Consider the following 13,780-nt stretch of genomic DNA (forward strand, 5'->3'; position numbering starts at 1 on the left):
ACCCACGATTCCCCCATCGCCAGAGGCGACGTCACGAGCGCCGAATCGATGGAGGCGCGCGCAACCCGGGCCCGCGTCGAACCCTCCATCTGAATGTTGCTGGGAGCGATTGGTTCCTCCGGCGCCGTGCCGGATCGCACTACTTCTTGGTGATATTCCAGTAGACCGGGACCGCCCCCTTTACGAGGCCGTCAACGTTGCTGCGTACCGCCCGCACCAGATAGAGCTGTGCAGCAGGCCAATACGGCACATAGTCGACGGCGCGGAGCTGGAGGTCGGCTGCGATCTTCTTTTTCTGCTCGGGATCTGTCGCCAACGCGAATTCGTTGCGCAGCTTTTCGATCTGCTCGTCGCAAGGCCAGCCGAACCAGGCCTTGTCGCAGTTTGCGCGCAGCCCAAGGTGGCCGACCGGCTCGAACATGTCGGCGCCCGTCGGTCCCGACATGAACAGCGACCAGCCGCCCTTGTCGACGGTTTCCTTGGACGCGCGGCGTCCAACCAGCGTGCCCCAGTCCATCGCCTGCGGCTCGACCTTGAGGCCGATCTGGCGCATCATCTGCTCGGCGACGAGGCTAAACGTATTCGTCGGTCCGCTCTCGGTCGCGTGCAGCACCACGACCGGCGTACCGTCATAACCGCTGTCGGCGATCAGCTTCTTGGCCTTTTCGATATCGGGCTTGGTCCAGCCGGCAGCCGTGAAATAGGGCGACGAGCACATGTAGAAGCTCGGGCAGCTCTTGTAGAGCTTGGGGTCGCTGACATAGGCTCGCGCGAACTTGTCCTGGTCGATCATGTAGCTGATCGCCTGCCGGACCTTTTGATTGTTGAACGGCGGGGCCGAAATGTTCATGCGGAACACCATCTGCATGCCGAGCGTGTCCTGCGGCATCGTCTTGATGTCGGGATTGCCGGCAAGCGTCGGCAGGAAGTCCGGCGGCACCTCCTCGAAAATGTCGATCTCGCCGGCCTGGAGTGCATTGAGCGCGGTCTGCGCATCCGGGATGTAATGCCATTCGACCCGGTCGACCTTGGCGAGCTTACCGCCGGCAAGGCCGCTCGCCGGCTCCGCGCGCGACTTGTAGGACGGGCTCTTGACGTAAACGACCTTGGAGCCCGGAACCCACTCGTCCTTCTTCATGATGAAAGGACCCGAGCCGGTCGCATCCGTGATGGCGGTGTCCGCCGGCGTCGCAGCGATCCCCTTCGGCATGATGAAGGGCACGTTGGAGCTCGGCTTGGAGAGCGCCTCGATCACCAGCCCCCAAGGACGTTTGAGCTTCAGCTCGAAGGTTTTTTCGTCCTTAACGGTCAGGCTGTCGCTGACGGAGGCAAGCTGTTGCCCAAGGCCGTCACGCTGCCACCAGCGCTTCAGCGAAACGACCGCGTCTTCCGCGGTGACCGGCTGAGCGTTGCTGAAAGTCAGGCCGCCGCGCAGCGTGAAGGAATAGGTGAGTTGATCGCCGCTGACCGCGAAGGACTCCAGCATTTGCGGTTGCGCGACGAGCTTCTCGTCCAGCGAGAACAGCGTGTCGTACACCATATAGCCGTGGTTACGAACCATATAGTCGGACGTGATCACGGGATCGATCTGCTTGAGATCGCCGAAGGGGCGGATCTTGAGCACCGTCTCCGCAACGGCAGGCGATATTGCACCCAGCCAACCTGCCGCCATCATGACCGCAAATATTCCGTTCGGCGATCTCATTTGGTAATCCTCCCGTTTTCTGTTTCTAGGCAACTGCGTCGGGGGCTACTGCCCGGCCCGGACCCGGCGCGTCGAAGCGTGGCAGCGATCCTGCGTGATGACAGGCGACGGCATGGCCGGGCGTGATTTCAGTCATCGCCGGCGCCGCTTGCGCGCAAATGTCCGTCGCGAACGGACAGCGCGTGCGAAAGCGGCATCCGGACGGCAGCGCGGCGGCGCTCGGCACCTCGCCTTCGAGAGCCGCGCGGCGGCGCCGGTTGCGCGGGTGGACCGCAGGCACGGAATCGATCAACGCCCGCGTATACGGATGCACCGGTGCAGCGAACACGGCTTTCGCCGGCCCCTGCTCGACGATGGCGCCGAGATACATCACCGCGACGTCGTCCGCGAGATAGCGCACCACGGCGAGATCATGCGAGATGAACAGATAGGAGATCCCGATCTCGCGCTGCACATCCTTCAGGAGATTCAGGATCTGGGAGCGGATCGACACGTCCAGGGCCGCGACCGCCTCGTCCGCGACGATCAGCGCGGGATCCGCGGCGAGCGCCCGCGCGATGCCGAGGCGCTGCCGCTGTCCGCCCGATAGATGATGCGGCAGACGTGCGCGAAAATGTTGGGGCAGGCCGACCTGGTCGAACAGACGCGCGACCTTCCGCCGTCGCGACACCGCGTCGCCGATGCCGAAATTCTGCAGGGGCTCTTCGACGATCTCCGCCGCGGTCATGCGCGAGTTGAGGCAGGCGAAGGGATCCTGGAACACCATCTGCACCTGTTGGCGCTTCCTGCGCAGCGTCTCGCCGGAGAGATTGCCGAAGTCCTCGCCATTGATGTGGACGGAGCCGGCCGTCGGCCGCAACAGGCGCACGACCATGCGGCCGATCGTGGTCTTGCCGCAGCCGCTTTCACCAACGAGGCAGAAGGTACGTCCGCGCGCGACGACGAAGCTGACGTCGTCGACGGCGCGAAGATCGCGCCGGCCGAACAATCCGAACGGCCCCTGCCGTGAGGTGAAGATCTGGGTCAGACCTGAGACTTCGAGGACGGCGCTCATGCCGGCACCATCGCGCCGGCCTTGCCCAGCCAGCATGCCGTCAGGTGCTCGTCAGCGCCCGACAACAACGGCGACTCCGAGTGACACACCGGCATCGCCGCGCCGCAGCGCTGGCGAAAGGCGCAGCCCGTGCCGAGCGAGACCGGGCTCGGCACGCTGCCGGGAATCTCGGCGAGACGATCGCGGGTGCCGCTGTTGAGCTGGCCGATCGCCCCAAGCAGGCCGCGCGTATAGGGATGGGCCGCGGCATCGAAGATGCCGTTGACGCCGGCCTGCTCGACGATGCTGCCGGCGTAGAGCACGACGACCCGGTCGGCCATTTCCGCGACGACCCCGAGATCGTGCGTGATCAGGAGCACGGACGTGCCGAACTCGCGACGCAGATCGTCGATCAGGGTCAAGACCTGGGCCTGGATGGTGACGTCGAGCGCGGTGGTCGGCTCGTCGGCGATCAGCAATGCAGGGCGCAGGGCGAGCGCCATCGCGATCATCACGCGCTGCCGCATGCCACCGGAAAGCTGGTGCGGAAATTCGGAGGCCCGCCGCCGCGCATCCGGAATGCGGACGAGATCGAGCAATCCGACCGCCTGCCGCCGCGCGTCCGCCTCGGACACGCCACGATGCTCGACGATGACCTCCGCGATCTGCTCGCCGACCCGCAGCAGCGGATTGAGCGACGTCATCGGCTCCTGAAACACCATGGCGAGACGGTCGCCCCGGAGCTTGCGCAGTTCCTCGGCCCCGAGCGTGACGAGATCGCGCCCCTCGAAGAGGATGCGGCCGGAAGCGACCTGCATGACGCTTCGGTTGAGCAGACCGATGATGGAGAGCGCGGTCAGGCTCTTGCCGCAGCCGCTCTCGCCGACGAGGCACAGCGTTTCACCCGGATCGATCGCAAACGAGACGTTGCGGACGAGCGGCACCGGGGTGCCTCGCGTATTGAGTGTAATGGAGAGGTTCTCGACGGAGATCAGCGGCGTACTCATCGCATCTCGCCTCCCGCAAAGCTCGGATCGAGCAGGTCGCGAAGCGCATCGCCGAGCAGGTTGGCGGCGAGCACCGTCATCGCCAGCATCAAGGCTGGGAAGCCGAGAATCCACGGCGCGATCTGCAGGAACTGCCGTCCCTCCGACATCATGTTGCCCCAGCTCGGCACGTCGGGCGGCGTGCCCGCACCGAGAAACGACAGGATCGATTCCAGGATCATCGCGGAGGCAAAGACGTAGGTCGACTGCACCATGATCGGCCCGGCAGCGCCGGGCAGGATGTGACGATGCAGGATGGTCACGGTACGCCCGCCGCAAGTGATGGCGGCCTCGACATAGACGCGTTCGCGCAAACTGAGAACGCTGGCGCGCACCACGCGCGCCATGCGGGGAATTTCCGGGAGGCTGATCGCCGTGACGATCACGATGGGCGAAGCGCCAATCAGCGCCACGAGTGCGATCGCGAGCAGGATCGCGGGGATCGCCATCACCGCATCCATCGCGCGCATCACAATCTTGTCGACGCTGCGGAAATAACCGGCGATGACACCGATGCACACGCCGATCAGCGTGGTGAGAACAGCAACGGCAATGCCGACCGACAGCGAAACCCGCGTTCCCACCAGCGCGCGGGCAAACACGGAACGTCCGACTTGATCGGTGCCGAAGGGCTCCGCCAGCGACGGCGGTTGAAGCCGGTTCAGCGGGTCCAGCGCGGCGGGATCCACGGTGATCCACGGGCTCACGACGGCCGTCACGCCAAAGGCGAGCAGCAGAGCGCAACTCAGAGCCAGTATGGGCTGGCGAACCGGCAGGCTCGCGATCTGCGAAAACCGGTTGACACCGATGTCCGGCGCATCGAGCCCTTCTGCTGCGTGGGTCATCGCCATCGGCTCGTCCTGCATCAGTACCGGATCCGCGGATCGACGACAGCGTAGAGAATGTCGACCACGAGATTGACGACGACATAGACGAAGGCGAACAGCAGGATCAGGGCTTGCACCACCGGATAGTCGCGCCGGAGAATGGAGTCTGCGGTCAGCCGGCCGAGGCCGGGAATGGAAAACACGGTCTCGGTAACGACGACGCCGCCAAGCAGCGCGGCAAATCCGATGCCGACGACCGTGATGATCGGGACTGCGGCATTGCTGAGCACGTGCCGTACGATGATTTTGCGGGCCGCGAGCCCCTTGGCATGGGCGGTGCGGACATAATCTTCGCGTAGCACCTCTAGCACCGCAGCGCGCGTCACCCTCGCGATCAAGGCGATATAGAGGAAGCTCAGCGAGATCGCGGGCAGCACGAGCGAATGCAGGCAGGCCAGCACGCCCTGCGACAGCGGCTTATAGCCCTGCACCGGAAACCAGTGCAGGCCGAGTGCGAGCGTATAGACAAGCGCGAAAGCGACGACGAAAACCGGCAATGAGAAGCCGAGCACCGCCCCCGCCATGGTCAGGCGCGCGACGAGCCCCCTCGGACGATAGGCGGCGACGAGGCCGAGCGGCACGGCGACGACGACCGCGATCGTGATCGTCATGAGAGAAAGAAGCAGCGTCGGCTCGATCCGCTGCGCGACAAGCTGCGAGACCGGGATGCGGCTGAACAGCGACAGGCCGAAATCGCCGCTCAGGATGCGGCCGGCCCATGCGAGGAAACGCGGCAGCAGCGGCAGATTGAGTCCGAGCGCCTGGCGCACCGCCTCCACCTGTGGCGGCGAGGCGAAGTCACCGGCGATCAGCACGGCGGGATCACCCGGCACGAGGCTGAGCAGCAGAAAGACGAATACCGCGACGGCGAGCAGCACGGGGATGGCCGCGAACAGCCGACCGAGCACGTAGCCGGTCATGCCGAGCGCCTGCAAATGCTGACCGGCGATCGCCGGACGCCATCCAGCCCACGCACCATTGCCTCCCTAGTCTTAGTTAAACGTTTTTCTAATGAAGCACGGAAGCTGGTCTGTCGCAACGGTATTATACGTTTTTCGTGCGATTTTGGCTTGCCTCCAGTCAGTCCAAACAATACAAAAACGTTTAACAGGAGAATAGTTGATGTCGGCAGGGCCGTTGCCCACTATCCACGAGGTCGCCCGGCTCGCCGGTGTCTCCGTGGCCACCGTGTCGAAGACGCTCAACCGGTCGGGCAAGGTCAGCGAGCTCCTCCAGGCGCGCGTCAATGCGGCAGCACGCAAGCTCGGCTATGCACCGCATGCCAGCGCCCGCAGCCTGCGCAGCGGCGCCACGCGCATCCTGGGGCTGCTCGTGGCAGACCTCGCCAATCCCTACTTCCTGAAGCTCGTCGAAAGCATCGAGTGGCTGTCGAGCGCGGCAGGCTATTCGGTCATTCTCTGCAACAGTGCCGAAGACCCCGAGCGCGAGGAGCGGCATCTTGCCATGCTGCTGTCGCAGCGCGCCGACGGCGTCATCGTCATCCCGACCCGGCGCGGCTGGAGCGGACGCCAGGCCGCGCTGGCGGACTTGCCGATGCCGGGCATTCTGGTGGACCGACGCATCGAGGGGCTCGACCTCGATTCGGTCACGACCGACAATGTCGCGCTGGGACGGCTCGCGGCCGAACATCTCGACGATCTCGGCCATCGCCGCATCGCCGTGATCATGGGATCGCCCGAGCATCAGATCGCGCGCCACCGCCTCGATGGCCTCAGAAGCGGCCTGGCCTCGCGCGGCACCACCCTCGACGAACGGCTGATCGAGAAGGACAATTTCTCCGAGGCCGCCGGCCATGCCGCCGCAATGCGGCTTCTGCGGCATGCGCAGCGACCGACCGCGATCTTCGCCACCAACAATCATCTTTCGCTCGGACTGCTTCGTGCCATTGCCGAGAGCGGGCTCACCATTCCCGACGACCTCTCCGTCATCGCGGTCGACGAGCCTCCGTGGGCCGGTTTGGTGCGGCCGGGCATGACCATCGTGACGCAGCCATCCGAGGCGATTGCCCAAACCACGGTCTCGACCCTGCTGTCGCGAGTTTCGGAGGGACGTTCCGGCGTCGAGGGAGAGGCGAGATCGATCCAGCTTCAGCCGGCGCTGGTGGTGCGCGGGTCCACCGCCGCGATCCGGAATTAGAGATGAGTGATGCGCCCGGCCTTGCGCCTTCCACCGGCATTCTTGCGCTGTCCGCCGTCGATGCCATTGCCGAGATTCGCAAAGGCCATCTGTCGCCGCTCGACGTGGTCGATGCCGCGATCGACAGGATCGAAGCGACGGATGCGGGAATCAACGCGATTCCGGTTCGCTGCTTCGAGGCCGCACGGGGTGAAGCACGGCGGCTTATGGAGAAAAAGGCGGCCGGCGAGGACTGGCCCCTGCTCTGCGGGCTTCCGCTCGCGGTCAAGGACAACACCGATGTCGCAGGCGTGCCGACCAGCGGCGGCAGCGCGCTGACGGCCCGCGGCGCCCCCGAGATATCGAATCCCGCGATCGATCGTCTCCAGCGCAATGGCGCCATCGTCGTGGGCAAGAGCAATCTGTCGGAGCTCGGCGGCGCCAACACCACCAACGCGCTGTTCGGCGCGACGCGCAATCCGTTCTTTCCTGCGCTGACCGCGGGCGGCTCCTCCGGCGGATCGGCAGCGGCGCTGGCCGCGCATCAGGTCTATCTCGCCCATGGCAACGATGTCGGCGGCAGCCTGCGCACGCCGGCCGCATTTTGCGGTGTTGCGGGGCTGAGGCCCACACCGGGCCTCGTGCCGAGAAAGCCGCTCTCCGATCCGTTCGACACCGTTTTCGTCGAGGGACCGATGGCGCGGACGATTCCCGATCTTGCCTTGATGCTGGATGCGATGGCCGGCTTCCATCCGCCCGATCTGTTGTCGCGCGAGCATCCCGCATCGTTCCGCAACGCCGCCGCACGACCCGGATGGGCGGGGCGAATAGCGGTGTCTGAGGATCTCGGCCTGCTGCCGGTCGATCACGACATTCGTTCCGCCTTCCGCGGCGCGATCGACCAGCTCCAACCCGCCGGCTGCAGGATGAGCGAGACCGCCCCTGATCTCGCCGGGCTGCCGCGCGTGATCCGCGCGCTTCGTGGTCTCGCCTATCTTGCCACCTGGGGCAGACTTTGGCCGCAATCGCGCGCGGCCTTCACGTCCGAGGTGGCGGGCGACATCGCCTATGGTGAAAGCCTCTCCGCAACAGACATCGCGGCCGCGATAGAGCAGCGCGCGGCCATCTACCGGCGCATGCAGGACTTCTTCACCGACATCGACATCCTGATCTGCCCGACCGCGCAGGTCGCGCCCTTTCCGGTCGAGATCATGTGGCCGGCCGAGATCGAGGGGACCGCATCGAAGATCTACATCGACTGGATCATGATCACCTATGTCTGGTCGATCCTCGGCTGCCCTGCGCTGGCGGTGCCCGCCGGCCGCGATGGAGCCGGCATGCCGGTCTCCTTGCAGGTCGTCGGCCCACCGCACAGCGAGGAGCGCCTGATCTCCTTCGCGGCGCGGATCGAGCAGGCGTTTTCCTCGCCATCCTGAGGGAACGGCGATGTCCCGCGGAACCTGATCTTTCACGCGCCCGTCGGTTGAATTCATGGCCTCGGAGCCCTATGCGTAAGCGCCATGGACACCCAGATGATCACCGCCGAAAAGCCGCTGATGGCCCAGGCGCGCCCGCGCAAGCCGGCGCCGTTCCTCCCCATGAGCCGCGCCGAAATGAACGCGCTCGGCTGGGACGCCTGCGACATCGTGCTGGTGACCGGGGATGCCTATGTCGACCATCCGAGCTTCGGCATGGCCATCATCGGCCGGCTGCTGGAGGCGCAAGGGTTTCGGGTCGGCATCATCGCGCAGCCGGACTGGCATTCGGCGGAGCCGTTCAGGGCGCTCGGCAAGCCACGAGTGTTCTTCGGCGTCACCGGCGGCAACATGGATTCCATGGTGAACCGCTACACCGCGGATCGGCGCATCCGCAGCGACGACGCCTATACGGCGGGCGGCGAAGGCGGCAAGCGGCCGGACCGCTGCACCATCGTCTACGCCCAGCGCTGCCGCGAGGCGTTCAAGGACACCCCGATCGTGCTCGGCGGCATCGAGGCCTCGCTGCGCCGGATCGCACATTACGATTACTGGTCCGACAAGGTGCGCCGCTCCGTACTGGCCGATGCCAAGGCGGACCTGCTGCTCTACGGCAACGCCGAGCGTGCCGTGGTCGAAGTGGCGCACCGGCTCGCCGCTGGCGAAGTGCCGCGCGAGCTCGACGACATCAGGGGCGTGGCGCTGTTCCGCAAGGTCCCCGACGATTACACCGAGCTGCACGCCGACGATCTCGAGTCCGCCGACGAGGGCGCATCGCGCCAGAAAGGCGCGATCGTGATCCGCCTGCCGGCGCTGGAACAGGTCGAGCAGGACAAGGAAGCCTATGCGCGCGCCTCGCGCGTGCTGCACCGGGAGAGCAATCCCGGAAATGCAAGGCCGCTGGTGCAGCGTCATGGCGACCGCGATCTCTGGCTCAACCCGCCGCCGATCCCGCTCACCACGGAAGAGATGGACGCGGTCTACGACCTGCCATATGCGCGTGCGCCGCATCCCTCCTATGGCGACGCCAGGATCCCCGCCTGGGAAATGATAAAATTCTCGGTGACGATCATGCGCGGCTGCTTCGGCGGCTGCACCTTCTGCTCGATCACCGAGCACGAGGGCCGCATCATCCAGAACCGCTCCGAGGGCTCGATCCTGCGCGAGATCGAACGCATCCGCGACAAGACGCCGGGCTTCACCGGCGTCATCTCCGACATCGGCGGCCCCACCGCCAACATGTACCGGATGGCGTGCAAGGACCCGAAGGTCGAGGCGGCATGCCGCCGTCCCTCCTGCGTCTTCCCCGAGATCTGCCCGAACCTCAACACCTCGCATGACGACCTGATCCGGCTCTATCGCAAGGTGCGCGAGACCAAGGGTATCAAGAAGGTGATGGTCGCCTCCGGCGTGCGCTACGACCTCGCGGTGGAGAGTCCCGAATACATCAAGGAGCTCGTCACCCATCACGTCGGCGGTTACCTGAAGATCGCCCCCGAACATACCGAGCGCGGCCCGCTCGACAAGATGATGAAGCCGGGCATCGGCGCCTACAACAAGTTCAAGCGCATGTTCGACGAGGCGGCCGAACGCGCCGGCAAGAAATATTACCTGATCCCCTACTTCATCGCGGCGCATCCGGGCACGACCGACGAGGACATGATGAACCTCGCGCTGTGGCTGAAGAAGAACCGCTACCGTGCCGACCAGGTGCAGACCTTCCTGCCCTCGCCGATGGCGACCGCGACCGCGATGTACCACACCGGCGTCAACCCCTTGCGCGGCGTGCGCCACGGCGGCAGCGACAAGGTCGAGGCGATCAAGGGCCTGCGCCAGCGCCGCCTGCACAAGGCGTTCCTGCGCTACCACGACCCCGACAATTGGCCGCTGCTGCGCGAGGCCTTGATCGAGATGGGCCGCCGCGACCTGATCGGCTCGCAGCCGCACCAGCTCGTCCCAGCACATCAGCCGCCCGGCACCGGCAAGGCCGCGGGCACCAGGCGCCCATTGCGGCCCGGCGGCAAGACGCAGCGGTTCACGACCAAGGGCCTGCGGGTGATGAAGTAGCGGGCGTGAGCCGGATCTGGCACGGTTTGGTCTGGCGTCTTCGCGTCGGCAAAACGAAAGCTCGAAAACAACCCCATGCACAGTAGCCGGGGGTAGCAAGATCAACGGCTTACGAGCGCGATGAGATCGGCGCGAACATCGACCGCAAATCGAGGCATGATCGGCCCGGGGAAACGGTCAATTTCCGTTTTTGCGAAATTCGCTTGATCGTCGGGCAAAACAGGCGTATGATGCCACCATCGCGGAACGTGGATGAGACGAACCCGTCCTGCTGCTCCGTATCGATAGCTTGAGCTCACCGCGCCGCGCCCGAATTTCACCGGCTTGGCTTGCAGGTTCGCGACGAGCGCCGAAACTCCGCGCTCGGTCTTGATCTTCTTCATGCGTTTCATCGCCGAAGCAAGCTCCGCGTAACAAAGCCATTAATTAGAAGCGCTCTAACAACTGATCCAAGGCGCGATCGAATCACCGCTGCAAGAATCGAACGCACCAAAGAAGCCGATGCGCGGTTGCTCCCCGCACGCGGTGACGTGGACAGAATGATGCATGCGTCCGCTCCGTCACTCGACATTGAAGGTATTCGTTTCGTGATCCAGCTGGCCAGAATCGGTCGCGGATGCGGCAAATAGATGGTCGTGACTTTGTCTGCTTCTGACCCAATGCGGACCTCCAGCCCGAAGTCGTCCAAGAGCGGGTGACCGGGTCAACTCCGGCGTACGCGCTCGCGCAGGAAACGTCGCAGTGCCTGCTCGGCTTCCTCCGGAGAAGTTGAGCGGTCGAAATGGGTGAACATGATGTCGACATCGGGATAGTCGATCAAGCGCATGGCGAGCTTGGTATAGTTCGTTGTCGACATGAGCAATACGGCATCGCGATCCGGCGCCTTGTCCTGCGTAGCTTTTAGCTCCTTGCTCTCGTCGATCCTGCCATAAAGTGTTGCGAGCCGATCCGGCGGCGCATCACGTCGGCGAATCTGGACTCTCCCGCCTAGCCAATACTCGAGTGGAAATGGTACGCTTACCTGGGATGTCGAGCCGTCTGGCATTTCCCGGATCACATTAGTCTTCAGATCGTGGAACGGAACGTCGACGATATAGCCCGCGATGCGAAGCGGCGGCGTCGGCAGCACATGCACGGCCCTTAACGTTGGACGAACGTAGTCGTACAGCGTGCGCACACCGAAACTTCCGAAAGAGAAAGGGCTATAGAATAGTATGGCAATGCAGACGAGCGCAGCAAGCCACGACCGCAGGGAATTGAGCTCCGTGTCGGCCCGCCTGCGAATGCGGCCGACGAGGGCAAGATGCACGAGCGTTGCCGCAAGAACCACAGTGACGGCGCCGGCAAGCGGCACCCAACCCGGCAGCCTGAGCGAGTACCCTGCAGGCCAGTGGGAGATAGCGAACGCGCCTGCGAACACAAGTGCGATCCAGATGGTTGCTGCAGCGAGGTTTGCCCAGAAGTCCCGCAGCGTATCACGGCTCAGCAAAGGCAGGCCGGCGAGTATTCGGCAGCCCAATGCAAGAATGAGGGCAATCACCGCCCCCACCACGAACGGAATTGCATTTATCCCGGCCAGCAAGGCAAAGGCTCCGGACGTGCTTGAACCCGGCCTAGATGCCGCCAGAGCGAAGAGCAGACCCAAGTCCAGCATTGTTGTCTTATTCGCCCAAACTTGAAACCAATTGATCGCGACGGCAGCGACGCCGAGGGTCAAAAGAAAGAGTAAGAGCGGCGCATACCAGGTGATGATTGAGCGGCGCGCCAGATCGATCAGGAGAAATCCGGCAATCGTCGCGGTCGAAATCTGCTTTACGTAGAAGAAATAGTCGGACGCGCTGGGAAAGGAGCTGCTCCCATAGTGAGATGATATCAGTTGCAGCGTAGCATACAGTCCGAATGCCAACGGGACCACGGTTCCGAGCCATGGCGGGATGACGTATTCGTGCTGACCGATGCGGATCATTGGCCGACTTTTGGGACTGATCGGTGAATACACTGTTAAGTTGTATCATGCTGAGAGTCGCCGTTAACGACAATCTTTACAGAACGAGAACAGTCGGCCGAAATCTTGAGATAGAGGGCTAGAATCCAATGTTTGGATCTGGCCCTTCGCGTCAGTTGGCGCCGTCTGCGACGTGTCCGTATTGGGGGGTGGACCGGAAGTCGCCTGATCAGGTGTAGACGAGCGCGATTGACCTGAAACGGACCTGAGCCGGATTTTCAGACGGTGCTTTGCTCACCTTGGCGCTGTCGCACAGAAACAAACCAATAGGTGCCACCCGCAGCCAGACCGGCGACGACGAATGGCCATGATGCCGTGTCAGGCCATGGTGGAATGACCCGCAAAACCAACCAACTGATGCCTGCCCCGCAGAGCACGAACACACCGGCAAATCGGACCTGCAAGATCGTGGTTGTATAAACTACAAGGGCCGCAGGAAGCACTGAAAACCCCAGAATGAAGACCAAATGAACGAATGCAACGAGGACTCCTGTGGCCAAGCTCGCGGGCGTAATTCCTTCAGAGTGAACCGCCTGCCTGACGAAATCGACTGCAAAAAGCGTGGCGGTTGCGGCAAGAGAGGCCGCAAAGAAGCCCTTGAAGAATGTCGCTAGCGAATGCTCGTTCATTGAGTTCAAGCTACCGCGCTTCTTGAGACCGAACGCAAGTAGCACGCACTGACTAGGTTTCCGGATGATTCCTGTTTCTGTTAGTTTCGCGTTAGTTAACATTGGCTTAGGTCAGCTTCTGTTTGCCTGAACCGCTGCTTTGACCCTAAACGTGACGTAGCCCAATGGCGCGCTTGGAAATGCTTGCTTGCCGATCGTCATTCACAAGGGCAATTACCGCAAGTAGGGAACTCTCAGAGCAAGCAATTCAGAACAGCGGTTTTCTCTTTCAGGCTGGTTGGCGAACTGGTTTAATCAAGGGATGTCCGTCATAACCCTCCGCGAGATCACCGCTGCAACCGTGCGGGTGATTTGCGCTTTGGATATAAAAGAGGACCAGAAGCGCTTTGTCGCCCCCAATGCCCTCTCAATAGCGCAGGCGTATTTTGAGCGGGGAGCCACCTTCAGGGCAGTATACGCAGACGAGGTGCCGGTTGGCTTTGTGATGTGGAAGCCGACCGATGAGGCGGAAGTTGCCTATCTTTGGCGGTTCATGATCGACCGTAACCACCAAAAGATGGGACACGCAAAACAAGCCATTACTCAGCTGATCAATCTTCTCCGCGATGCTGGCTACCGACGAATCCAGACGAGCGTCGTACTCGGCGATGGCGGTCCGCTAGATTTCTATCGTTCAATCGGATTCGTGGAGACTGATGCGACGCTAGCAAACGGAGAACGGGTTTTGACGCGGAGCTTGTAGAATCTGTATGATCAGCCGCTGGCCTGAACTTGTTATTTTCCGGCCTTCTTCAACT

General features: G+C 63.3%; 12 protein-coding genes. 4 read left to right on the forward strand and 8 right to left on the reverse strand.

All coding sequences use genetic code 11. The annotated features are described in order from the left end of the window. Window positions 1–139 precede the first annotated feature (139 nt). Genes ABIA45_RS24080 through ABIA45_RS24100 form a run of 5 tightly spaced genes read right to left on the reverse strand, consistent with a single transcriptional unit; the run spans window position 140 to window position 5,591 of the window. The gene (locus ABIA45_RS24080; RefSeq protein ID WP_271539361.1) at window positions 140–1,705 is read right to left on the reverse strand and encodes an ABC transporter substrate-binding protein; all 1,566 of its coding nucleotides are present in this window, start codon (window positions 1,703–1,705) and stop codon (window positions 140–142) included. Window positions 1,706–1,730: 25 nt separating this feature from the next. Further along, window positions 1,731–2,759, reverse strand: a complete 1,029-nt coding sequence (locus ABIA45_RS24085) for an ABC transporter ATP-binding protein (protein ID WP_157283317.1) — start codon at window positions 2,757–2,759, stop codon at window positions 1,731–1,733. Then, window positions 2,756–3,745: an ABC transporter ATP-binding protein gene (locus ABIA45_RS24090; protein ID WP_404653925.1), complete on the reverse strand. Its 990-nt coding sequence runs from the start codon at window positions 3,743–3,745 to the stop codon at window positions 2,756–2,758. Before ABIA45_RS24090 ends, ABIA45_RS24085 begins: the two co-directional genes overlap by 4 nt. After that, window positions 3,742–4,650, reverse strand: coding sequence for an ABC transporter permease (locus ABIA45_RS24095; protein WP_246732211.1), 909 nt, complete (start codon window positions 4,648–4,650; stop codon window positions 3,742–3,744). The genes ABIA45_RS24090 and ABIA45_RS24095 overlap by 4 nt, the downstream gene beginning before the upstream one ends. Beyond that, the gene (locus tag ABIA45_RS24100) at window positions 4,650–5,591 is read right to left on the reverse strand and encodes an ABC transporter permease (protein WP_404544231.1); all 942 of its coding nucleotides are present in this window, start codon (window positions 5,589–5,591) and stop codon (window positions 4,650–4,652) included. Before ABIA45_RS24100 ends, ABIA45_RS24095 begins: the two co-directional genes overlap by 1 nt. Window positions 5,592–5,793: 202 nt before the next feature. On the opposite strand from ABIA45_RS24100, the gene ABIA45_RS24105 reads away from it, so the two are divergent. The 3 genes from ABIA45_RS24105 to ABIA45_RS24115 all read left to right on the forward strand — a co-directional run bounded on the left by ABIA45_RS24105 (window position 5,794) and on the right by ABIA45_RS24115 (window position 10,349). Continuing rightward, entirely contained in the window at window positions 5,794–6,828 is a 1,035-nt protein-coding gene (locus tag ABIA45_RS24105) for a LacI family DNA-binding transcriptional regulator (protein WP_271539371.1), read from the forward strand. 2 nt (window positions 6,829–6,830) lie between these two features. Then, a complete protein-coding gene (locus ABIA45_RS24110; protein WP_404653927.1) occupies window positions 6,831–8,243 on the forward strand; it encodes an amidase in 1,413 nt (470 codons plus the stop codon). Window positions 8,244–8,327: 84 nt separating this feature from the next. Next, a complete protein-coding gene (locus ABIA45_RS24115) occupies window positions 8,328–10,349 on the forward strand; it encodes a YgiQ family radical SAM protein (protein WP_404653928.1) in 2,022 nt (673 codons plus the stop codon). A 101-nt stretch (window positions 10,350–10,450) separates the two neighbouring features. On the opposite strand, the gene ABIA45_RS24120 is transcribed toward ABIA45_RS24115, so the two are convergent. The 3 genes from ABIA45_RS24120 to ABIA45_RS24130 form a co-directional block, all read right to left on the reverse strand. Beyond that, window positions 10,451–10,732 carry a hypothetical protein gene (locus ABIA45_RS24120; protein ID WP_404653929.1) on the reverse strand — a complete coding sequence of 94 codons (282 nt, stop codon included), beginning with the start codon at window positions 10,730–10,732 and terminating at the stop codon, window positions 10,451–10,453. Window positions 10,733–11,052: 320 nt separating this feature from the next. Then, on the reverse strand, window positions 11,053–12,315 hold the full coding sequence (locus tag ABIA45_RS24125) for a hypothetical protein (protein WP_404653931.1): 1,263 nt from the start codon (window positions 12,313–12,315) through the stop codon (window positions 11,053–11,055). Window positions 12,316–12,572: 257 nt separating this feature from the next. Beyond that, window positions 12,573–12,992: a hypothetical protein gene (locus ABIA45_RS24130; RefSeq protein ID WP_404653932.1), complete on the reverse strand. Its 420-nt coding sequence runs from the start codon at window positions 12,990–12,992 to the stop codon at window positions 12,573–12,575. Between the two features lie 268 nt (window positions 12,993–13,260). Between ABIA45_RS24130 and ABIA45_RS24135 the strand changes: the two genes are divergently transcribed. Next, the gene (locus tag ABIA45_RS24135; RefSeq protein WP_404653933.1) at window positions 13,261–13,725 is read left to right on the forward strand and encodes a GNAT family N-acetyltransferase; all 465 of its coding nucleotides are present in this window, start codon (window positions 13,261–13,263) and stop codon (window positions 13,723–13,725) included. Window positions 13,726–13,780 lie beyond the last annotated feature (55 nt).

It is taken from the genome of Bradyrhizobium sp. USDA 336, from assembly GCF_044908355.1.
Taxonomy (GTDB): domain Bacteria; phylum Pseudomonadota; class Alphaproteobacteria; order Rhizobiales; family Xanthobacteraceae; genus Bradyrhizobium; species Bradyrhizobium yuanmingense.